19 protein-coding genes and 2 tRNA genes are annotated in these 21,197 nt (G+C 52.9%); 17 read left to right on the top strand and 4 right to left on the bottom strand.

Annotated features, from left to right (window positions below):
- Positions 1-4 precede the first annotated feature (4 nt).
- The 17 genes from aroF to HAP95_RS05440 all read left to right on the top strand — a co-directional run bounded on the left by aroF (position 5) and on the right by HAP95_RS05440 (position 16,926).
- A complete protein-coding gene (gene aroF / locus HAP95_RS05520) occupies positions 5-1,021 on the top strand; it encodes a 3-deoxy-7-phosphoheptulonate synthase (protein WP_215883309.1) in 1,017 nt (338 codons plus the stop codon).
- Between the two features lies 1 nt (position 1,022).
- Entirely contained in the window at positions 1,023-1,904 is an 882-nt protein-coding gene (locus HAP95_RS05515; protein ID WP_215883308.1) for a prephenate dehydrogenase, read from the top strand.
- Positions 1,901-3,205 (top strand): 3-phosphoshikimate 1-carboxyvinyltransferase, encoded by a 1,305-nt coding sequence (gene aroA, locus HAP95_RS05510; protein ID WP_215883307.1) that lies wholly within the window; start codon positions 1,901-1,903, stop codon positions 3,203-3,205. The genes HAP95_RS05515 and aroA overlap by 4 nt, the downstream gene beginning before the upstream one ends.
- Positions 3,202-3,882 carry a (d)CMP kinase gene (gene cmk / locus HAP95_RS05505; RefSeq protein WP_215883306.1) on the top strand — a complete coding sequence of 227 codons (681 nt, stop codon included), beginning with the start codon at positions 3,202-3,204 and terminating at the stop codon, positions 3,880-3,882. Before aroA ends, cmk begins: the two co-directional genes overlap by 4 nt.
- Positions 3,883-3,962: 80 nt before the next feature.
- Positions 3,963-5,675: a 30S ribosomal protein S1 gene (gene rpsA / locus HAP95_RS05500; RefSeq protein ID WP_215883305.1), complete on the top strand. Its 1,713-nt coding sequence runs from the start codon at positions 3,963-3,965 to the stop codon at positions 5,673-5,675.
- 132 nt (positions 5,676-5,807) lie between these two features.
- Positions 5,808-6,110: an integration host factor subunit beta gene (locus tag HAP95_RS05495; protein ID WP_010638105.1), complete on the top strand. Its 303-nt coding sequence runs from the start codon at positions 5,808-5,810 to the stop codon at positions 6,108-6,110.
- Positions 6,111-7,271 carry a tetratricopeptide repeat protein gene (locus HAP95_RS05490; protein ID WP_215883304.1) on the top strand — a complete coding sequence of 387 codons (1,161 nt, stop codon included), beginning with the start codon at positions 6,111-6,113 and terminating at the stop codon, positions 7,269-7,271.
- A complete protein-coding gene (pyrF, locus tag HAP95_RS05485; RefSeq protein WP_215883303.1) occupies positions 7,268-7,966 on the top strand; it encodes an orotidine-5'-phosphate decarboxylase in 699 nt (232 codons plus the stop codon). Before HAP95_RS05490 ends, pyrF begins: the two co-directional genes overlap by 4 nt.
- A 44-nt stretch (positions 7,967-8,010) precedes the next feature.
- A complete protein-coding gene (gene pyrE / locus HAP95_RS05480; RefSeq protein WP_215883302.1) occupies positions 8,011-8,598 on the top strand; it encodes an orotate phosphoribosyltransferase in 588 nt (195 codons plus the stop codon).
- Positions 8,599-8,671: 73 nt separating this feature from the next.
- Positions 8,672-9,949, top strand: coding sequence for a trigger factor (gene tig, locus HAP95_RS05475; protein ID WP_226832586.1), 1,278 nt, complete (start codon positions 8,672-8,674; stop codon positions 9,947-9,949).
- Between the two features lie 49 nt (positions 9,950-9,998).
- Positions 9,999-10,646 carry an ATP-dependent Clp endopeptidase proteolytic subunit ClpP gene (clpP, locus tag HAP95_RS05470; RefSeq protein ID WP_438263649.1) on the top strand — a complete coding sequence of 216 codons (648 nt, stop codon included), beginning with the start codon at positions 9,999-10,001 and terminating at the stop codon, positions 10,644-10,646.
- 19 nt (positions 10,647-10,665) lie between these two features.
- Positions 10,666-11,940 carry an ATP-dependent Clp protease ATP-binding subunit ClpX gene (gene clpX, locus HAP95_RS05465; protein ID WP_215883300.1) on the top strand — a complete coding sequence of 425 codons (1,275 nt, stop codon included), beginning with the start codon at positions 10,666-10,668 and terminating at the stop codon, positions 11,938-11,940.
- Between the two features lie 87 nt (positions 11,941-12,027).
- Complete coding sequence (gene lon / locus HAP95_RS05460) at positions 12,028-14,466, top strand: endopeptidase La (RefSeq protein WP_438263648.1); 2,439 nt, start codon at positions 12,028-12,030, stop codon at positions 14,464-14,466.
- A gap of 278 nt (positions 14,467-14,744) precedes the next feature.
- Positions 14,745-15,017 (top strand): HU family DNA-binding protein, encoded by a 273-nt coding sequence (locus HAP95_RS05455; RefSeq protein WP_193650112.1) that lies wholly within the window; start codon positions 14,745-14,747, stop codon positions 15,015-15,017.
- 13 nt (positions 15,018-15,030) lie between these two features.
- Positions 15,031-15,106: transfer RNA gene (locus HAP95_RS05450), tRNA-Val, on the top strand.
- Positions 15,107-15,116: 10 nt separating this feature from the next.
- A tRNA-Asp gene (locus HAP95_RS05445) sits at positions 15,117-15,193 on the top strand.
- A gap of 164 nt (positions 15,194-15,357) precedes the next feature.
- A complete protein-coding gene (locus tag HAP95_RS05440; RefSeq protein ID WP_215883299.1) occupies positions 15,358-16,926 on the top strand; it encodes a peptidylprolyl isomerase in 1,569 nt (522 codons plus the stop codon).
- 253 nt (positions 16,927-17,179) lie between these two features.
- Here HAP95_RS05440 and HAP95_RS05435 read toward each other — a convergent pair whose 3' ends face one another.
- The 4 genes from HAP95_RS05435 to dapE all read right to left on the bottom strand — a co-directional run bounded on the left by HAP95_RS05435 (position 17,180) and on the right by dapE (position 21,195).
- Positions 17,180-18,178 (bottom strand): L,D-transpeptidase family protein, encoded by a 999-nt coding sequence (locus tag HAP95_RS05435; protein ID WP_215883298.1) that lies wholly within the window; start codon positions 18,176-18,178, stop codon positions 17,180-17,182.
- Between the two features lie 140 nt (positions 18,179-18,318).
- On the bottom strand, positions 18,319-19,227 hold the full coding sequence (locus HAP95_RS05430) for a sulfotransferase family protein (protein WP_215883297.1): 909 nt from the start codon (positions 19,225-19,227) through the stop codon (positions 18,319-18,321).
- An 11-nt stretch (positions 19,228-19,238) separates the two neighbouring features.
- On the bottom strand, positions 19,239-20,054 hold the full coding sequence (locus HAP95_RS05425; RefSeq protein ID WP_215883296.1) for an SPOR domain-containing protein: 816 nt from the start codon (positions 20,052-20,054) through the stop codon (positions 19,239-19,241).
- Positions 20,047-21,195, bottom strand: a complete 1,149-nt coding sequence (gene dapE / locus HAP95_RS05420; protein ID WP_215883295.1) for a succinyl-diaminopimelate desuccinylase — start codon at positions 21,193-21,195, stop codon at positions 20,047-20,049. The genes HAP95_RS05425 and dapE overlap by 8 nt, the downstream gene beginning before the upstream one ends.
- Between the last annotated feature and the right edge of the window lie 2 nt (positions 21,196-21,197).

The raw sequence follows: 21,197 nt of genomic DNA, 5'->3' as shown, positions 1-21,197 counted from the left end.
TCCCATGATCGTTATCGTCAAACCACAAGCAAGCGCAGAGCAGATGGAACAGCTGCTGGAGCGGATTCGCCAATTCGGCCTGCAGCCTATGGTCAGTACTGGCTCGGAACGGACCGTGGTGGGTCTGCTGGGCGACGAACGCTTGTTGCCGGAAGGCGCCCTGGAATCCTTACCCGCAGTGGAACAGGTTATGCCCATTCTCAAACCCTATAAGTTGGTCAGTCGTGAATTCAAGTCCACCGATACCATCATTGAGGTGCGGGGAATTCCTTTTGGTGGTAAACAAATCCAGATTATTGCCGGCCCCTGTTCCGTAGAAACGCCGGAACAGATGCGCAGTGCTGCAGAGGCAGTGAAAGCCGCTGGATGCCGTTTGATGCGCGGTGGTGCTTTCAAACCGCGTACCAGTCCTTATACTTTTCAGGGTGTTGGTGATGAGGGCCTGGACTATTTCCGGACGGCTGCTGATGCGGTGGGCCTGCCCATTGTTACCGAATTGATGGATGTCCGAAAAATTGATCTTTTTCTGGAAAAAGGGGTGGATATTATTCAGATTGGTACCCGCAACATGCAGAATTTTGATCTGCTCAAGGAAGTGGGGCGTCTGGATGTGCCGGTCATTCTCAAACGGGGTCTCAGCGCCACGGTCAAGGAATGGTTGATGGCAGCGGAATATATTGCCGCCCATGGTAATCACAAAATCATTTTTGCCGAGCGGGGCATCCGTACTTTCGAGACTTCCTACCGGAATGTGCTGGATGTCACGGCTATCCCGGTACTCAAGAAGGAAACCCACCTGCCGGTGATCGTCGATCCCAGCCACGCCGGTGGTAAGTCCTGGCTGGTTCCGGCACTTTCCAAAGCCGCCATTGCCGCCGGAGCCGATGGCTTGCTGGTGGAATCCCATCCCTGTCCTGAAGAAGCCTGGTGTGATGCGGATCAGGCGCTTAGCCCTCAGCAGTTGATGACCTTGATGGATGATTTACATAAAGTCGCAGCGGCCATAGGGCGCGAACTGTAAGATGCCGGAGATTCCCTTTCAGCGAGTGGCCATAGTGGGTCTCGGGCTGATGGGTGGCAGTGTTGCCAAGGCCTTGCGCGCTGTGGGGTATGAGGGTCATATTCATGCCGCGTTGCCCAGTGCATCTGCCGTAGCCTCTCTGCAGTCCAGCGCAGAACCTTGGCGGATTGAACTGGGTCATCAGTTGCCGGACGTGTTGGTGGATGCCGACCTGATCCTGCTGGCCACTCCGCCTAAAGTATTACTGGCCCAGCTCCCGGAAATTGCGCGCTGGGCAGCTCCTGCTGCGGTAATAACCGATTTGGCCAGTACCAAAAATGCTATTGCCTGCCGGGCTACGGAAATCTTCGGGGCGCGCTTTGTGCCGGGTCATCCGGTGGTCGGCAGTGAAATGATTGGCTTTCAGGCAGCGCGCGAAGACTTGTATCGCGCTGCACAAGTGGTTCTTACGCCGCTGGCAGGTCGGACGGATGAGCTGGCGCTGGGCAAAGTCCGGCAGTTCTGGATGGCCTTGGGTGCCGAGGTACAGGAAATGTCGCCCCAGGCCCACGATGCAGCGCTGGCAGCTACCAGTCATCTGCCGCATTTGTTGGCATTTATCTATTTGGCCGGACTGGAGCCGCAGTTTCCCGGTCTGGAAAATCTGGCGGGTGGCGGTTTGCGTGATTTCTCGCGCATTGTCGACTCCAACCCCGCACTTTGGGCCGAAATTCTGCAGGAAAACCAGCAGGCAGTGCGTCAGCAACTGCAACAACTCCAACAGAACTTAAGGCTGGCAGAACAATTTCTGGTGGACGAAGCGACGCCTGATCTGCAGTCCTGGCTGGCGCGTGGCAAAACGGTTCGCCAACAATTTCATTTTCCACCGGTGCTTTCTGAATGACTACCCGCTACCTCGTTAGACCTGGCAATGCGATCAAAGGCCGCTTCCCTGTTCCGGGAGACAAATCCATTTCCCATCGCTCCGTCATTCTGGGTGCCCTCGCCGAAAAGGTGACCGAGGTAGAAGGGCTCTTGGAGGGTGAAGACGTACTGGCGACCATTGCGGCATTTCGGGCCATGGGGGTCCAGATGGAAGGCCCGGTAAATGGTCATCTGCGCATTCATGGAGTAGGGCTGCATGGCCTGAAAGCGCCGCAAGTTCCGCTGGATTGTGGTAACTCAGGCACGGCTATGCGTCTTATGTCCGGGGTGTTGGTCGGGCAGACTTTTGCCAGCACCCTGGTGGGTGATTCAAGTTTGCAGAAGCGACCCATGGGTCGGGTTTTGAAGCCGCTCACGGCCATGGGTGCCGATATTCAGTCACAAGACGGAAAAGCGCCCCTGCACATTCACGGAAAACCCTTGCAGGGATTGCATTATGATATGCCGGTTGCCAGTGCCCAGGTGAAATCCGCTGTATTATTGGCGGGTCTATATGCCCAGGGCGAAACCTGCGTCACCGAACCGGCACCTACCCGGGATCATAGTGAACGCATGTTGAAAGGTTTCGGCTATGCGGTATCCCGACAGGAAAATCGTGCCTGCCTGGAAGGTGGCGGTCAGCTCACCGGGCAACGTATCCAGGTTCCCGGTGATATTTCTTCGGCAGCTTTTTTTCTGTTGGGTGCCAGTATCACCCCGGGGTCGGATCTGCTGCTTGAGGGGGTAGGCATTAATCCCACCCGCACCGGAATCATTGAAATTCTCACCCGGATGGGTGCGCGGATTGATTTGACGGCCCTGCGCGAAATTGGCGGTGAGCCGGTGGCGGATATCCGGGTACGCTATGCGCCATTGCAAGGAATTGAGGTTCCTCCTCATTTGGTGCCTTTGGCCATTGATGAATTTCCCGCCCTGTTTATTGCCGCCGCCTGTGCAAAAACACCCAGTATCATTTCCGGAGCTGAAGAATTGCGGGTGAAGGAAAGTGATCGCATTGCCGTGATGGCTGCCGGTTTGCGCGCTTTGGGCGTTGCAGTGGAAGAGCGGCCTGACGGGGCGGTGATTACGCCTTCCACTCTCTGTGGCGGGCAGGTCGACAGTCATGGCGATCATCGCATTGCCATGGCTTTTGCCATGGCCGGGCAGGTAGCCTCCGGAGATATTGAGATATTGGATTGTGCCAATGTCGCCACCTCTTTTCCCGGTTTTCCGGTGCTGGCTCGTCAGGCCGGACTGAACCTGGAGGTTTTCGCCTCATGAGCCTGATTCCCGTAGTAACTCTGGATGGACCGGGCGGCGTTGGTAAAGGGACATTGGGACGTATGCTGGCGCATGATCTCGGCTGGCACTTGCTGGATAGCGGGGCTATTTATCGTGCCCTGGCACTGGCCGCAGATCGGTCAGGAATCGCAAAAGACGATGAAGCCGGCCTGGTTCGGCTGGCGCTGGAATTGCCCTTGTGTTTTCGGGGGGATGGCAACCAGACCCTGGTGCTGCTACACGATGAACCGGTGGACGAGGCTATTCGTACCCCACAGATCAGCGCCCTGACTTCGCAAATTGCCGTTATTCCGGCGCTGCGTACGGCCTTGTTGCAGCGGCAAAGAGACTTTGCCCAGGCTCCGGGTCTGGTGGCCGATGGCCGGGATATGGGTACGGTGGTTTTCCCGGAAGCGGCGCTGAAAGTTTTTTTGACCGCCAGTGCCGAAGAACGTGGTAAACGACGCCTCAATCAGTTGATGGAACAGGGGATTAGTGCTAATCTCGCGAGCGTTGTGGCGGAAATTGCAGAACGGGATGCCCGAGATCAACAACGCAGTGTCGCGCCGCTTCGGCCCGCTGCGGATGCCCGAATTTTGGATACCAGTGCGCAAACAGTCGTCGAAACCTATACGGTCTTGCAGGCGTGGGTAAAAACCGCGTTGCAGGAGAATTGAAGCCGCCATTGATTTGGCATTGAGCTGTAATCAAAAGGGACACCTGCGGTGCTCCCGGTACATGAGGCCTATTGAAATTTATGACCACCCCTAACGCTGAAATGCTTGTTGAACCCAGTTTTGCCGAGATGTTTGAAGAAAGCCAGAGTACCCAGGGTCTGAAGCCTGGTGAGTTGCTCACCGGCATCGTCACCCGCGTGGATAATGATTTTGTCATCGTCGACGTCGGCCTTAAATCCGAAGGACCCATTCCTGCCGAGCAGTTTCGCAACGCCGAAGGTGAAATCGAAGTCAAGGTCGGTGACTCGGTGGAAGTCTGTCTGGAACTGGTCGAAGATGGTATGGGTGAAACCCGTCTTTCGCGTGAAAAAGCCCGTCGTGCCAAGACCTGGGTCGACCTGGAAAAATCCTTCAATGACAATGAAGTGGTACATGGCTTCCTGACCGGTAAGGTCAAGGGTGGTTTCACCGTCAGCATTGATGGTGTCCGTGCCTTCCTGCCAGGTTCATTGGTAGATGTGCGTCCGGTGCGTGATGTGGCTTATCTCGAAGGCAAAGATCTCGAGATGAAAATCATCAAGCTGGATCGCAAGCGTAATAACGTGGTGGTGTCCCGTCGCGCCGTGGTTGAGCAGGAACAAAGCGCTGAACGTGGGGTGTTGCTGGAAAGCATCCAGGAAGGTGCCATCCTCGACGGTGTGGTGAAGAATCTCACCGATTACGGCGCATTTATTGATCTGGGCGGCATTGATGGTCTGTTGCATATCACGGATATGGGTTGGCGTCGCGTCAAGCATCCCAGCGAAGTGGTTACCGTGGGTGGCGAAGTGCGTGTCCTGGTCCTCAAGTTCGACCGCGAAAGAGGCCGTATTTCTCTGGGTATGAAGCAGTTGGGTGAAGACCCGTGGCGTGATATTGCCCGTCGTTATCCTGAATCCACCCGCATTTTTGGTAAGGTCACCAATGTCACCGATTATGGTGCCTTCGTTGAAATCGAAGAAGGCGTGGAAGGTTTGGTGCATGTTTCCGAAATCGACTGGACCAACAAGAACATTAATCCGGCCAAGGCCCTGCATGTCAGTCAGGAAGTGGAGGTGATGATTCTTGATATTGACGAAGAGCGTCGCCGTATTTCTCTGGGTATCAAACAGTGTCTGCCTAATCCATGGGATGATTTTGCCCAGAACTTCCAGAAAGGCGATCGGGTCTCCGGCCAGATCAAGAGCATCACCGACTTTGGCGTATTTGTGGGTCTGGATGGCGGAATTGACGGCCTGATTCATCTCTCCGACCTGGCCTGGGATCGTACCGGTGAAGAAGCCGTGCGTGACTTCAAGAAAGGCGATACGCTGGAAGCCGTGGTGCTCAGCATTGATCCGGAACGTGAACGTATCAGCCTTGGCATCAAGCAGATGGAAACGGATCCTTTCATTCAGTTTGTCGTCGCCAATGAAAAAGGCGCGCTGGTAGAAGGTGAGGTCATTTCCGTAGATGGTCGTGGCGCAGAAATTCGCCTGGGTGAAGGGGTTGAAGGCCACCTGCCGCAGCGTGAGTTGAGCAAGGGCCAGACCCTGGCTGCGGGTGACAAGATTGAGGTGGCCATTGCTGCCGTAGATCGTAAAAACCGCACCTTGACCCTGAGTACCAAGGCGCGTGATGTGGCAGTAGCTCCAAGTGCTGAAGAACAGGCGGCTGCTACCCAGCAGTATGCCCGCAGCGCGGCAACAGGTACCACCAGTCTGGGTGACCTGATTAAAGAGCAGCTCAAGCGCAAGCAGGAAGAAGAGAGTTAATCGCGAAACGGCTCCCAGGATGCCCTTATTGAGTATCCGGGGAGCCACTTTTTTTGGCGTCAGGCCGAAGTTCTTCCCGTCTGACGTTTTTATAGTTTTCCAATCAGTGCTTATTTGAAGAAGCTAAAAATCATGACTAAATCTGAATTGATCAAAAACATCAGCGCCCAATACCCGCAGCTCAGTGTGCGTGATATCGAAATGGCCACCCGCCATATGCTGGATTACCTCAGTGATGCACTGGCTGAAGGTGAGCGCATTGAAATTCGTGGCTTTGGCAGTTTTTCCATGCATGTACGTCCAGCTAAACAGGGGCGTAATCCCAAGACCGGTGAATCGGTCATGGTGCCGGAAAAGCGGGTTCCACACTTCAAACCGGGTAAGGAATTGCGCGAGCAAGTCGATTATCCGGAGAATACATCTGGCAAAGCCTGATTGACCATTCTGGGCGTGGATTCTGCCGTTGTCCTCGTCCTGGGGATAATATCAGGCTTTGCTGCCCTGCTGGGCTTCTGGCTGGGACGTACCCAAAAAGACCCCGCTGGCAAAGCCATCCCTCAGGTTTATATACAGGGCCTGAATTACCTTCTGAGTGAACGTCAGGACGAAGCGGTAGAGGTTTTTCTGGAAGCCCTGCGCCAACACCCGGAAAGTGTCGATATTCTCCTGGCCCTGGGCCGTCAGTTTCGACGACGTGGCGAACTGGAAAGGGCATTGCGGGTACATCAGTACTTATTGGAACAGCCGGCTCTGGCTGAGGGGTTAAGGCAAAGTGTGCTGTTTGAAATTGCCCGCGATTATTTGAAAGCCGGAATTCTGGATCGGGCAGAAAGCATTCTCAAGGAATTGCTCGAAAGTCAGCCCGATCATGCCGAAGGGCTTGCCACGCTGGCAGAACTTTATGAATTGGGTAGTGAGTGGGCTTCTTCTATTGCCATTCGCAAGCGTTTGCTCCAATCAGGAATGTCTGAACAGCAAACAGTAATCGCCTTGTTGTATGGCGAGCTGGCTGAAGAATCGCTGCGCAGTGGGGATCGCTCTCAGGCACAAAAGTATCTGAATGCTGCGCGCCGGGAAATTCCCGACAATCCGCGCGCCTTGATGATTGCCGGGCGCCTGGCTTTTGACAAGAAAGATTGGCAGGGTGCCTTCAAATACTGGGATAGATTGCTGGCACTGCCTACTGACTCGGCGATTTTACTGGTACTGGAGCCCTTTCTGCAGGTTTTGCAGCACTTGGGGAGCCATCAGCAGGATCACCTGCAGCGGTTGCAGGTCCACTGTCGTTCGCCGCTGGCCATAAAACGCCTGGCAGAAGCTTTGCAGAAAATAGAGGGGCAGGCGGCTGCCAGCAGTTTTTTGCGGAATATTCTGATCAAAAAACCTGATCTTCGGGTGTTTCAGCTGTTGTTAAGCATGGACCCGAACGCCCCGGAAGCGGAGCTGATCGAAAAAATGGCCCTGGCCGTTCGTCAGTGGCAACTGGAACCAGAACTGTTTCATTGTCAGTCTTGTGGTTATCAAAGTACGCAGTATTACTGGCGCTGCCCCAGTTGTCGCCAGTGGGGTGTCTTTTCAGGAGAGGAAAAGCTGTGAAATCACCACTTATTGTCGCGCTGGATTACGCAGATACGGCAGCAGCACTGGCCATGGCTGAACTTTTGGATCCTCAACAATGCCGGGTCAAAGTGGGCAAGGAACTCTTTACGGCATCCGGACCAAAAGTGGTTGAACAACTTCAGAACAGGGGTTTTGAGGTGTTTCTGGATCTCAAATTTCATGATATACCGCAGACGGTCGCCAAAGCCTGTCAGGTTGCCGCCCGCCTGGGGGTTTGGATGCTCAACGTGCATGCCAGTGGGGGTAAGGCCATGCTGGAGGCCGCACGGGAGGCTGTTGATGGTGTGACGGCTTCCGGGCATCAGCCGCTGCTGATTGCGGTGACGGTGTTAACCAGTCTGGATGCAGATGCCCTGGCGCAGCTGGGTGCGCATGACCCCGTTGAGCTACAGGTAGAAAGGTTAGCCGCACTCAGTGCAGAGGCTGGTCTGGATGGACTGGTCTGTTCTGCGCAGGAGGCTTCCCGGCTCAAACAATTGCATCCGGAGTTTTGTCTGGTGACCCCCGGTATTCGGCCTGCCCAGCATGACGCCGATGACCAGAAGCGGACCATGACGCCTGGAGCAGCACTGGCGGCGGGTTCAGACTATCTGGTCATTGGTCGCCCCATTACTGCAGCGCCGGACCCGGCCGAAGCCTTGTCTGCCCTGTTGGCTGCTTGCGCGGGATAATGTGTCCCATTTTATAAAATCAGACTAATGGAGAAACAAACTCAGTGACAGCAGATGAAGTAGTGGATTTATACAAAAATGAGGCTGCCTTGTTACAAGGACATTTTTTATTATCCTCAGGCTTGCACAGCGATACTTACTTGCAATCCGCAAGAGTGTTGCAGAATCCAGAACATGCAGAACGCCTCTGTGCTGCGATGGTTGCCGGTATTCCAGAAGCAGTCAGGAAGCAGATCTGTTGTGTCGTGGGACCAGCCATGGGTGCCGTGTTGGTTTCCTATGAATGTGCCAGGGCGCTGGGGGTGCGCAGTCTTTTTACCGAACGTGAAAATGGTCAGATGGTCCTGCGCAGGGGCTTTGCTTTATCTCCAGGTGAAGGCGTATTGGTCGTTGAAGATATTACTACGACCGGTGGATCGACCCGTGAATGCATTACTGCGGTAGAGGCAGCAGGTGGCAAGGTACTGGCCAGTTCTGCAATTATTGATCGTAGCGCAGGCTTCCAGGATTTTGATGGCATTCCGTTTTATCCACTCCTGCGTTTGCCGGTGCGGACCTGGTCCGCTGAAGATTGTCCGCTCTGCGCGGCGGGTGGTGTCCCGGTGAAACCGGGCAGTCGGGGGCTGCGCTGACCTTGAGAGGTGGCGGGCTTGTGTTTATGATGGGCGTTTAGGCTTAGACAAAATGAAAAACAAGGATCAGTTCATGCAAATTTCCACACCGGAGGCTGCGCCTCTGGAACGCCACATTCATGTGACCATTTCTGCCAGTGAGGTGGAAAGTGGTGTCACGCAACGTTTACGCAACAAGGCCCGCTCAGCGCGCTTTCCGGGATTCCGTCCGGGCAAGGCACCATTGGCTATTGTTGAACGCCATTATGGTTCAGATGCCCTCATGGAAACGTTTGACCAGCTGATTAACGAGCACTATTCCCAGGCTGTGCGTGAACAATCCCTGCGTCCCGTAGGGCGTCCCGAAGTGCAGGTTGAAAAAGGTGGGCGCGGTGAGGACTTCGTGTTCACGGCGGTTGTTGAAGTCTATCCTGAATTCGAGCCCCAAATCCCCACGGCTACGGTGATTCGCAAAAGTGCCGTTGTTACAGAAAGTGATGTTGACGCCACTATTGACATCATGCGCCAGCAGCGCCGTTTTTATGTTAAAACCGCGCGTGCGGCACAAAATGAAGATCGGGTTACGGTAGATTTCCAGGGACTTATGGATGGCGAACCCATGCCCGGCGGCGATGTGGTGGATTATCAGGTAGTCCTGGGCGCCGGGCGGCTGCTCCCTGATATTGAACAAGGCCTCATCGGGCTTTCTGCCGGTGAAGAAAAAAGTGTTTCTGTACAGTTTCCTGCGGATTATCATGTGGCAGAACTGGCGGGCAAAAATGCCGAATTTCATCTCCAGGTCAAGGAAGTGGCTGAAGCACAGTTGCCCGAATTAAACACTGAATTTGCGCTGGCGCTGGGTATCGAAGAAGGCGATGTTGCCGTCCTGCGTCAGGAGGTCAAGGAGAATCTGGAACGCGAAGCCCAAAGGCTGAGTCATGCCCAGGTGAAATCTCAACTGCTTGATCTGGTTGTAGAAAGTAACCAGCCAGATCTGCCCAAACAAATGTTGGCCCAGGAACTGGAACAATTGCAGAAAGACCCCAATGCCAGTGCTGCCGGAGATCTGGAAAATATCTCCAGGCGCCGGGTAGTGCTGGGTCTGGTCCTCAGTGAAGTCGTGCGTCGGGAAAAGCTGCAGGCCAGTTCGGCCGAGGTGCTGCAAGTCATTCGCGACATGGCCGAGCAATATGAGGATCCCGACCAGTTTGTGGCCTGGTATCGCAGCAAACCGGAGCAGCTGGAACAAGCAGAAGCCATGGTGCTGGAGGATAAAGTGGTGGCATGGCTTCTGGAGCGTGTTAAAGTGACCGAAGAGTCGGTGAACTTTAATCAGTTGATTGGCCGTTCTCCGGTAACTCCGGCAGCGTAAATCGGGCATTCAGACGCATGTGGCAGCGTCCCTTAATCGAGGAGCAGCAATGATGTGGAAACAAGCAGGAGATCCAGTTACGTCCGCCCCCCAAGGTTTGGGATATGTTCCGATTGTTGTGGAACAAACGGGTCGTGGTGAGCGGTCTTATGATATTTATTCCCGCCTGCTGAAAGAACGGGTTATTTTCATGGTGGGTCAGGTAGAAGACATGATGGCCAACCTGGTGGTAGCCCAGCTGCTTTTTCTGGAAGCGGAAAATCCCGACAAGGATATTGCTTTATATATCAATAGCCCGGGTGGGTCCGTCACGGCAGGGATGGCTATTTACGATACCATGCAGTTCATTCGTCCCAAGGTGAGCACGGTCTGTATTGGTCAGGCTGCCAGTATGGGCGCCGTGCTGCTGGCCGCTGGTGCGGAGGGAAAACGCTACGCATTACCCAACGCCAGAATCATGTTGCATCAGCCTTCTGGTGGTTTTCAGGGTCAGGCGCATGATATCGAGATTCATACCAAAGAGATTCTGCGCATTCGTGAACGTCTGAATGATATTCTGGTCCACCATACTGGACAGAGTCGCGAACGCATTGAGCAGGATCTCGACCGGGATTTTTTCATGTCGGCCGAGGAGGCCCAAACCTACCATCTCGTGGATGCCGTGATTACCCATCGCGGCGATAACGAGACCGCCTGAAACAGGCAGGAGAACAGCTATGGCTGGAAAGCATGAGGGAAGTGGCGAAAAGACCTTGTATTGTTCTTTTTGCGGAAAAAGTCAGCACGAAGTCCGGAAACTGATTGCTGGACCATCGGTATTCATCTGCGATGAATGCATTGAACTGTGCAATGATATCGTCAAGGACGAAATCCTGGATGATCTGCATGGTGATCAGCAGGATAAACTTCCGAAACCCATGGAAATACGCAAGACGCTGGATGATTATGTCATTGGTCAGGACAGTGCCAAAAAAGTGCTTTCCGTGGCGGTCTACAATCATTACAAACGTCTGGAGCATGGCGGTAAGGACAATGAAGTGGAGCTCGACAAAAGTAATATTTTGTTGATTGGTCCGACCGGTTCCGGCAAGACCCTACTGGCCCAGACCTTGGCGCGCCTGTTGAACGTGCCTTTTGCCATGGCCGATGCCACGACTCTCACCGAAGCCGGTTATGTCGGTGAGGATGTGGAAAACATCATTCAAAAACTGCTGCAGAAATGTGATTATGACGTCGAGAAAGCCCAGACGGGCATTGTCTATATTGACGAAATCGACAAGATCACCCGCAAGTCTGAAAATCCTTCCATTACCCGCGACGTATCGGGAGAAGGCGTGCAGCAGGCATTGTTGAAACTGATTGAAGGCACCGTTGCCTCGGTTCCTCCTCAGGGTGGTCGTAAACATCCACAGCAGGAGTTTTTGCAGGTGGATACCCGTCACATTCTGTTTATTTGTGGGGGTGCGTTTGCGGGTCTTGAAAAATCCGTTTCTTCCCGCATCGAAAAAGGTGGTATGGGCTTTAACGCGCCCCTTAAAAAACGGGACAAGGATGCCACTGCCGCCATGCTCATGCAGAACCTGGAACCGGAAGATCTGGTGCGCTATGGCTTGATTCCCGAGTTTGTCGGGCGTTTGCCCATTCTGGCACTTTTGGAAGAGTCGGATGAAGAAGCACTCATGTCCATCCTCACTGAACCCAAAAATGCCCTGATCAAGCAATATCAGAAAATGTTCTCCCTGGAGGGTGTGACCTTGGAGTTCCGTCCGGAGGCACTCAAGGCCATTGCCAAAAAGGCCCTTGCGCGGAAAACCGGTGCCCGTGGCTTGCGCTCCATCCTTGAGCAGATTTTGCTGGACACCATGTATGAGCTGCCCTCCATGACCGGTGTCAAAAAAGTGGTGGTGGATGTTGCCGTGGTGGAAAGTAGCGGCAAGCCGCTTCTGGTTTATGACGATGCCATCAAGGTGGATATGTCTCATCCTGCCTGAAACAAGCAGGGGGCGCGTTGAAAATCCGACCATGCGCCCCAATCTGCTTCCCTAATGATGGTTATCATCGAATTTCTGGAGTGAACCGTGGCGCAAATAGATAAAAGTCTCCTGGTAGAAGAAGAATCCCTGATGGTGCCCGTACTTCCGTTACGGGACGTGGTGGTTTTTCCATATATGGTGATCCCGCTTTTTGTAGGTCGTGCGAAGTCTATCCGCGCACTGGAAGAAGCCATGTCAGGAGAAAAACAAATCCTGCTGGTTTCTCAGAAAAATGCGGCTGATGATGACCCCCAGCCGGAAAATATTTATCGCATTGGGACCTTGGCCACCATTTTGCAGTTGCTGAAACTGCCGGATGGAACGGTAAAAGTCCTGGTGGAAGGTACGGACCGGGCCAAGATCGTCTCTTTCTTGCCAGCCGACGAATCGCTCCGTGCCCAGGTCCAGGTCGTGGTTAGTGGTGCCACCAATGATCGTGAGCTGGAAGCGCTGATGCGTTCAGTCAGTGCGCAGTTTGAGTCCTATGTAAAGCTCAACAAAAAAATTCCGCCAGAAATTTTGTCTACTCTGGCCAGTATGGATGATCCGGCACGACTGGCAGATACAGTGGCTGCTCACCTCAGTCTCAAGCTGGAAGAAAAACAGGATATTCTCGAAAAAGCAGATACGCGTGTGCGGCTGGAACACCTGCTGGGCATGATGGAATCCGAAATTGATCTGCTTCAGGTAGAAAAACGGATTCGCGGACGTGTCAAACGGCAAATGGAAAAAAGCCAGCGCGAGTATTATCTGAATGAGCAGATGAAGGCCATCCAGAAGGAGCTCGGCGATCTTTCCGAAGAGGGCGGTAGTGAGCTGGATGAGCTCGCCCGTAAAATTGAAAAAGCCGGAATGCCCAAAGATGTGCGGGCCAAGGCCGATGCCGAATTAAAGAAGTTGCGCATGATGAGCCCCATGTCTGCAGAAGCGACGGTGGTACGTAATTACATCGACTGGCTGGTTGGTGTTCCTTGGCGTAAACGCAGCAAGATTACCAAAGACCTTAAGCGTGCCAAAGCCATCTTGGATGCGGACCACTATGGTCTGGAGGATGTGAAGGAACGAATACTGGAGTATCTCGCTGTGCAGGAACGTGTGGGTAACAGTCGTGGCCCTATTTTGTGTCTGGTTGGTCCGCCCGGTGTTGGTAAAACCAGTCTGGGCCGCTCCATTGCGGAAGCGACCAATCGCAAATTTGTGCGGATGTCTCTGGGAGGCGTGCGTGATGAGGCGGAAATTCGCGGACACCGGCGGACTTATATCGGCGCATTACCAGGAAAAATTGTCCAGAGTCTGGCCAAGGTGGCAACCCGTAACCCGCTGATGTTAATGGACGAAGTCGATAAGATGGCGATGGATTTTCGGGGAGACCCGGCTTCGGCGCTGCTCGAAGTGCTCGATCCGGAGCAGAATGCCACTTTTAATGATCATTATCTGGAAGTGGATTTCAACTTGTCTGAGGTAATGTTTGTCACCACAGCCAACACTCTGAATATTCCGGCGCCTTTGATGGATCGGATGGAGGTCATCCGGATTTCCGGTTATACCGAAGATGAAAAAATCCATATTGCCACTAAATATCTGCTCCCTAAGCAAATCGAGAAAGCTGGTTTGAAAGACGGGGAAATGCAGGTTTCGCAAACCGTGATTCGGGACATCATCCGTTACTATACGCGCGAGGCGGGGGTGCGCAATCTTGAGCGGGAGCTGGCGCGCATTTGTCGTAAAGTCGTCAAAGAGCTATTGCTCGACAAGAAGCGCACCAAAATTCAGGTATCCGATCGTAATCTGGACAAATATCTGGGTGTTCGGCGTTTTGATTATGGCAAAGCGGAAATAGAAAATCGTATTGGCGAAGTCACCGGTTTGGCCTGGACGGAAGTCGGGGGTGAATTGCTAAGCATTGAGGCCGTGGTTGTACCGGGTCGGGGTAAACTCCTGATTACGGGCAAACTCGGTGACGTTATGCAGGAGTCCATTCAGGCGGCTATGAGTGTGGTGCGTGCCAGATCACGTGCCTTGGGTATTCCGGCTGACTTTTATCAGAATCGGGATGTCCATATTCACGTTCCTGAAGGTGCGACCCCCAAAGATGGTCCCAGTGCCGGCATCGGCATGGCCACGGCATTGGTTTCTGCGCTGACTGGTATCCCGGTCAAGGCTACGGTGGCCATGACGGGTGAAATCACCCTCCGTGGTGAGGTTCTGCCTATTGGGGGCTTGAAAGAGAAACTGTTGGCAGCACATCGCGGGGGCATCAGTACGGTGATGATTCCGGCAGAAAATGAAAAGGATTTGCAGGAAATCCCAAAAAATGTGCGTGATGCACTGACGATCAAGCCGGTACGCTGGATCGACGAAGTGTTAGCTATTGCCCTGGAGACGTCACCAACGCCATTGCCTGATGATGGAGAGCCTCTACTGGGTGTCGTAACACCAGTTGGTGGAGGAGATAACGCGGAAGATAAGGCGACAGCTCACTAGGCTGAAGTTATCAGCCTCTGGGAATATGATTATTTTCAGAGGCTGTATTATGTTCTGCTATTAACGGGCGTTGTTGATAATTTGCTGCTGATTAATGCGTGACCGTCGCTAAATCACGACGAAAACTGTAAGATGGATAGGGTCTAACATGTGAAATCGTTTGTAGATTTTGTTGATGATCTTGACAAGTGTTTTTTTACCCTGCTATAACCTCTACTAGCATTAGCTGATTCGTAGTTTTACAGAAGTGTCTGGGTCTATAACAGGAGAAAGAAATTATGAACAAATCCGAATTGATCGAAAAAATTGCAGAAGAAGCAGGTGTTACTCGTGCCGCCGCAGGACATACCTTGGATGCCGCTATCAAAGTGGTTACCGCTGCCTTGAAAGAGGGTGATCAGGTCACGCTAGTAGGTTTTGGTTCTTTCCTGGTTTCTGAACGCGAAGCGCGTAAGGGTCGGAATCCTGCAACAGGTGCAGAAATCATGATTTCTGCTAGTCGCACACCTAAATTTAAAGCTGGTAAAGCACTGCGTGATGCAGTAAACTAGCGCGTCTGGTTTAGGGCGGTTAGCTCAGTTGGTAGAGCGTCGGCTTTACACGCCGAATGTCGGGGGTTCGAGCCCCTCACCGCCCACCACCAATTTATTGGGGTGGTAGTTCAGTTGGTTAGAATGCCGGCCTGTCACGCCGGAGGTCGCGGGTTCGAGCCCCGTCCGCCCCGCCAAATGAAGAAAGGCGCCCTCGCAAGCGGGCGCTTTTTTGTTATTTTAAGGTGGAATTCCCTGTACGCTTTGGTTATATCTAGGTGTAATTCGTAGTCGGAAAGGCTTTCATCAACTTTTACAGTGGTCATGTATACCGGAGTGACATTTCGCGAGGATTGTAATTATGATGGATGTATTTCGTAATTTTGGGCAATCATTTATTGCCAAAATCATTATGGTACTCATTGCTTTGTCTTTTGTCCTCTGGGGCGTTAGTGGCTATTTGATGTCCGGTAGTTCCGGACCTGCGGCTGTCGCATCCGTAAATGGCCAAAAAATTACCGAAGCAGTGTTTCATAAGCGCCTGGAAGAAGCGCAAGCACGTTATAGTCATGTTTTTGGAGCAGAAACGGCTGCTAAAATGGCGCAGCAGAGCAGCTTTGCGCATGATGTACTGAATGGATTGATTGATAATATATTATTGGGCACTGAAGCAGGACGCCTGGGTTTGCAGGTGTCGGACACGGCCCTGGCCAAAAAAGTTGAAGCCATTCCGGCCTTTCAGGAAAAGGGCATTTTTTCCAAGGCAAAATACCAGAAATTATTAGCCGCCAACGGGATGACGCCTGCACAATTTGAAGGTATGTTGCGGGAAAGTATGCGGCTAGAGCAACTTCAGGTTGTCCCTCAAATTGTAGCCAATGCTTCTGATCAGGCAGCTACTGAAGTATGGGGTTGGTCGCAGGAATATCGGGATATCAGCACAGTGACCATCAGTGATGCGCATTTTGCTGTGCAAGCCAAGCCGGATGCGGCTGCAGTGCAGTCATTTTATCAGTCGCACTTATCCGAATTCCAGTTACCTGCTGAAGTTGAAGTGCAATACGTGGTTATGGGACCGCAAAACTTCCTTGGCGCGAACCAGACATCAGCAAAAGACGTTACTGCAGCGGCTTCTTCCGGAAGCAAAAATTCAGAAAAGACGGATCAGGCTGCTGAAAATGCTTTTCAGGCCCAGGTTGAAAACTTCAAGGATCGCCTCTTCAGTAGTCCCGATGGACTTCAGTCAGTGGCGAAGGCGTATCACTTAACCATTGAATCGAGCGGGCAGCTCACCGCCGGAAAACAATCATCCAGTGGTCCCTTTGCTGATCCGAAAGCATTGGATCTGGCTTTTAGTAAAGCCGTATTGGCGGGTAAAAACAGTTCGGCTCTGTCTCTGAAAAATGGAGATTTGATGGCCGTTCATCTGCTCCATTATACCCCGGGTAGAGCCCAGACTTTAGCAGCAGTCCAAAGTCAAATTGTGGCTCAATTAACGGCAGCAAAGGCCACTCAACTGGCTAAAAGCAAAGCAGAAGCCTTGCTGGCCTCGGCCAGGAAAGCCGGTAAGGTAGAGGTGTTGAGTGCGGATGGTACTTATCCTGTCCAAGTCCATTTGAATGTCACCCGGAAAGATGCTCGGGGTTTGTCTCCAACGTTGCTGAGCGCAGCATTTGATGCTCCAGCTCCTATAAAGCATATACCTTCCATGGGGATGGTTCGTGGGCAGAATGGCTATACGATATTTGCGGTAACTCAGGTGATGGCACCTTCTTCGGTAGCCATCAATCCCAAGGTGACACGCGAAATTCGTGCCTCACTGGAAGAACAACGGGGAAGATTGTTGTCGGCAGCTTATTTGCGTGATCTGCGCGATCATGCCAAGGTAAAAATCGACGCTGCGAAGCTCGCTGCTGCGAGCAGCCAATAATTATCGGTAAAGTATCCACGTCAACGACCGGAAATATTCAAAAAACGCGCAGTGGGCCTAAAGGCTTTGCCGCGACTTTGGCCCGCGCCGTTGTTGTCCTTGGTGAATTCCTACGCCCGTCAGGAGAGCTGTTTGAGCCCAAAGGGCGAGTTCTCTCCTGACAGCAGGATGAGCCTTAGAACAACAGGCAAGGGACGTTGGAGCAAAAAGCCTTCAGGCTTCACTGCCCGTTTTTAGGTTGCTGATTTTAGGCCTACTGATTCGTGTCTGAAGCAGTAGTTTCCACCAATTGCAGATGTACGCTAAGTGCTGTGGATTTGGCAGCGATTTCTCGATAAGCTAAATGGATGGGTTTAATGTTCAGAGGTTCTTTCAGGTATTGACTTCCTGGCGGATCCCACGGGCCGATCGCAGCGTGGCTGACGGTAACAGGCGTTCCATAATGGACGAGTCCGTACACTTTGCGTGCTGCGCTTTTGGGAAGCTCCACGCATCCCGCACTTTGTGGAAAGCCGTAATTGGCCCGGGAATAAAAATGTACGGCACGGCCTCTGTCGAAATAATTGACCCAACGGATATCCGGGTCATCATAATGTTGGTACTGCACCCAGTGGTGATGATAGCGGGAGTAATGCACGGATTGGAGGGCATAACCCGCCGACTTTGCGGCTTCATATAAGCGTATTTGCGCGTGGGATACCGGTATGGGAAAGCGGCCGACCATGGCGGTGTGGGGATCACGGGCATAAACCGGCCAGGTCCCATCCGGGGTCGCATGCATGACGCCGGTATTGGCTTTGCTCTGGAAAATCCAGCCACGTCCGCCCATAAACAAATGAATTTCTTCCGGGCGTGGAAATTTAGTCACCAGTATCCAGGTCCAGGGATCCGGATCTGTTTTTTTTGCGTGTAACAGGGCTTTTTCTATGTTCAGGGGCAATCCACGTATGCCCATTCCTCCTGGGACTATCGTTAGATTATGCACAGCTTCGAACTGATATAAGGCACCCAGTACCAATGGATTCCAGGGATCTTGCCATGAATCCGATGCGGCAAGGGCCTGCAAGGCACGCGGGATTTTAAAGCGCCACAGGTAAGTTTTATGAATATGCCCATGTAAGCCCAGATAATCTTCCGGAATCAGCGGAAGGTAATGAAGATGAATCAAAATATGCCGCGTTTCCTTGGCGCCCAGGGCTGTTGGGGGTGCACTGGAAACTACGGCAGCAGTGGGCGATGCCGGTATCAGCATGACAGTCCTTTTCGATGGTGTTTGTGGTGATTATCTGTGTAATTTTACATTTTATTTAGTCATTCGTAAGATGATTTAAGTTCCCTGTTGCGTTGACTCAAAACCTTTGCGCACATTCTGGTTTTGTCAGTCTCAATAAGCTAATCCAGCTTTTTCCAGGAGCTCCGGAGTTCCGGTAGTGGTCGATCCAGCAGTTTCTCCAGTTGCTGGATTTCCGGTTCGTAAAAAGCTTGTAAAAAACGCCGGGCTTCGGCATCCATCGGCGGTTTGTGGCTTTCCATCAGGAAAAAATGACGCCAGATGTAATCTCCCCAACGATGGGGAAAATAGTGTTCGCCAATGTGACGAGTGATAGGATGGCTGGCGAGAGTGCGCGCCCAGTTTCCCCGCACCAGGCGATAGGCATTATGAATAGGTTGAAGATTGATGCTCGTGATTGCCTGCGGATCAATTCCCAGAAATTCGCAGATGTTTTTGAGGACATCTGCAGGATTTTTCTTAAGGTCTTCAAGCAGGCAAATATGGACGTTTTCGGTACCAAAGCGCTGCTGATACCGGTAAATTTGTCCGGCATATTGGCCGAGTTCCAGATATAACTGAGAGACTCCCCAACCCTTGTCCGGGCACGTCCAGTCTTTTTCCAAGGCGGCTAAAAATGGCAAGTCAATAACGCCTTCGTTATGGTCCATAAGATATTGGGCATAAGCACGCTGCACCGGATCGCGCAAAATGACAATAATCCGGGCATCCGGCCTTACTTTATAAATACGTTCTGCAGCTTCGGGACACCACAAATAAGAAGGGCTGGCATCCCCCACGCAAAGAAATCCTTCAGATCGTCGATACAAATGTTGATATCCCTGCTCGCTGGATACGCGCTGGATCAAATGATCCTGCTCGGGTAGCGGATGGGCTTGGGTGAAATAGTGTGGTTCCTTCATGTTAGGCAGAAAAACCTGAGGATGCTGCTTCAGGTAGGCATAAATAGAAGTCGTACCGCTTTTCACTGCACCGACAATATAAAAATTCGGCCAGATGAAGTCACGCATTATCAAACTGCCTATTGTTCCACCGGGTAAAAATCATGAAAACCCATTTTTTTCATGGCGGCGACAGCCTGTACGGCAGCTATGCCATCAGGAAGGGGGCCTACCTGCACTTTGTAAAACTGCTGACCTTTAACCAGGCCAGGCACAATCAGCACATCGCGGAAACCGGCGGAAATCAGGTGATTCCGTTCTGCGGTCGCGTGGTTCAGGGCTTTGAAAGCGCCGGTTTGCAAATAGGTTTGGGTTGGTCCTTGAATTTCCTGGGTATGCATGGACGGGCTGGGCTCGGAACTGTTTGCTCCGGTCGGGGTTATGCTGGAGGGGGCAAGCGCGACAATCTGCACGGCGGCTGTACCTTGGCGGGTCATACCCAAAGCACTGGCGGCACCATAGGAGAGATCCATGCTGCGTCCATCCACAAAGGGTCCTCGATCATTCACCAGAACAACAATGCTACGACCATTACTCAAATTGGTGACCCGGGCACAGATAGGGAGCGGTAAGTCACGGCTGGCGGCCGTATAAGCTCGGGGACGAAAGGGGGTTCCCATGGAAGTTTTGGAACCGGATTCCCATCCATACCAGGAAGCCAGGCCACGCACATTGTAGCCGGCGGCACTTTGCAGGGGATGATAAAGGCGTCCATGAATCTGATAACTGCGATTGTAGGCTGCCCGCAGGTTGGGAGCCGGCGCACTGCAGCTTGCCGTAGCCAAGGTGGTGGGATTGCCCGGGGAGGCCTTCTGGCTGACTCCGGCGCAACCACTCATCAGTAACGCAGCGACACTCAGCAGGCCATATAATGGGTGCGCTACAGGCTTAATCATCCAGGCGGGACCCCAATAAATGGATCATGATTTCGCTGTAAATCCGCGACAAATCTTCCAGGTCTGCCACCGCCACACATTCATTGAGCTTGTGAATAGTGCTGTTGATGGGGCCGAGCTCAACCACCTGGCCTCCCAGTTGCGCAATGAAACGTCCATCGGAGGTTCCTCCACCCGTAGAAAGATTGGCCGGGTGACCGAGAATTTTTTCCAGAGCGTGTTGGGTGGCTGCCACCAGAGTGCCGGGAGCCGTAAAAAAGGGTGGTCCCGACAATTGCCAGTCAATCTGATAATTGATTGGCGCTGCATCCAGAATATGCTGGACGCCAGCCTGTAGGGATTCCGGGGTGGATTCCGTGGAAAAGCGGAAGTTGAAGTCGGCACTGAGCTGCCCCGGAATGACATTATTGGCGCCGGTACCTGCGTGAATATTGGAAAACTGCAAACGGGTGGGTGGAAAAAACTGGTTGCCCACATCCCATTGTTGATCCACCAACTCTGCCAGCGGGCGAAAAGCCCGATGAATGGGATTGTCGGCCTTGTCAGGATAGGCTACATGACCCTGCACACCGTGCACGGTCAGACGTCCATTCAGGGAGCCGCGCCGCCCGTTTTTAATGACATCGCCCAGACGGTTTTCCGAAGAAGGCTCACCCACCACGCACCAGTCAATCTGGGTATTTTGATCACGCAGCCAATCCACGACGTGGCGGGTACCATGGGTAGCAATACCCTCCTCGTCAGAGGTGATCAGAAACGCGAGGCGGCCGACGTGATCTGGATGCCGGGCGACAAAATGTTCAGCCGCCACGATCATCGCTGCCAGACTGCCTTTCATGTCGGCGGCACCGCGTCCATAGAGCATGCCGTCGCGAATGCTGGGGGTGAAGGGATCACTGTGCCAGGCTTCCAGCGGGCCGGTGGGAACCACATCCGTATGTCCGGCAAAGCAGAGATAAGGCCCGGAAGATCCACGTTCTGCCCAGAAATTCTCAACGCCACCCGCTGCCAGACGCGTCACCTGAAAATCCAGCGCTTCCAGACGCGCAATCAGCAGATTTTGACAGCCGGCATCTTCCGGGGTCACCGAAGGTCGGGAGATCAGGTCTTCGGCCAAGGCCAGCACACTGCTTTTTTCCATGT

Origin of the sequence: Acidithiobacillus sulfurivorans (assembly GCF_018853815.1) — a bacterium.
Lineage (GTDB): Bacteria > Pseudomonadota > Gammaproteobacteria > Acidithiobacillales > Acidithiobacillaceae > Acidithiobacillus > Acidithiobacillus sulfurivorans.
Note: the sequence above shows the minus strand (reverse complement) of the source record. Positions and strands in the feature narration are given on the sequence as shown.

Bases quoted from the DNA above. Each gene is read 5' to 3' on its own strand.
- aroF (WP_215883309.1), top strand. From the start codon at position 5: ATGATCGTTATCGTCAAACCACAAGCAAGCGCAGAGCAGATGGAACAG.
- HAP95_RS05515 (WP_215883308.1), top strand. From the start codon at position 1,023: ATGCCGGAGATTCCCTTTCAGCGAGTGGCCATAGTGGGTCTCGGGCTG.
- aroA (WP_215883307.1), top strand. From the start codon at position 1,901: ATGACTACCCGCTACCTCGTTAGACCTGGCAATGCGATCAAAGGCCGC.
- cmk (WP_215883306.1), top strand. From the start codon at position 3,202: ATGAGCCTGATTCCCGTAGTAACTCTGGATGGACCGGGCGGCGTTGGT.
- rpsA (WP_215883305.1), top strand. From the start codon at position 3,963: ATGACCACCCCTAACGCTGAAATGCTTGTTGAACCCAGTTTTGCCGAG.
- HAP95_RS05495 (WP_010638105.1), top strand. From the start codon at position 5,808: ATGACTAAATCTGAATTGATCAAAAACATCAGCGCCCAATACCCGCAG.
- tig (WP_226832586.1), top strand. From the start codon at position 8,672: ATGCAAATTTCCACACCGGAGGCTGCGCCTCTGGAACGCCACATTCAT.
- clpP (WP_438263649.1), top strand. From the start codon at position 9,999: ATGATGTGGAAACAAGCAGGAGATCCAGTTACGTCCGCCCCCCAAGGT.
- clpX (WP_215883300.1), top strand. From the start codon at position 10,666: ATGGCTGGAAAGCATGAGGGAAGTGGCGAAAAGACCTTGTATTGTTCT.
- HAP95_RS05455 (WP_193650112.1), top strand. From the start codon at position 14,745: ATGAACAAATCCGAATTGATCGAAAAAATTGCAGAAGAAGCAGGTGTT.
- HAP95_RS05440 (WP_215883299.1), top strand. From the start codon at position 15,358: ATGATGGATGTATTTCGTAATTTTGGGCAATCATTTATTGCCAAAATC.
- HAP95_RS05435 (WP_215883298.1), bottom strand. From the start codon at position 18,178: ATGCTGATACCGGCATCGCCCACTGCTGCCGTAGTTTCCAGTGCACCC.
- HAP95_RS05430 (WP_215883297.1), bottom strand. From the start codon at position 19,227: ATGCGTGACTTCATCTGGCCGAATTTTTATATTGTCGGTGCAGTGAAA.
- HAP95_RS05425 (WP_215883296.1), bottom strand. From the start codon at position 20,054: ATGATTAAGCCTGTAGCGCACCCATTATATGGCCTGCTGAGTGTCGCT.
- dapE (WP_215883295.1), bottom strand. From the start codon at position 21,195: ATGGAAAAAAGCAGTGTGCTGGCCTTGGCCGAAGACCTGATCTCCCGA.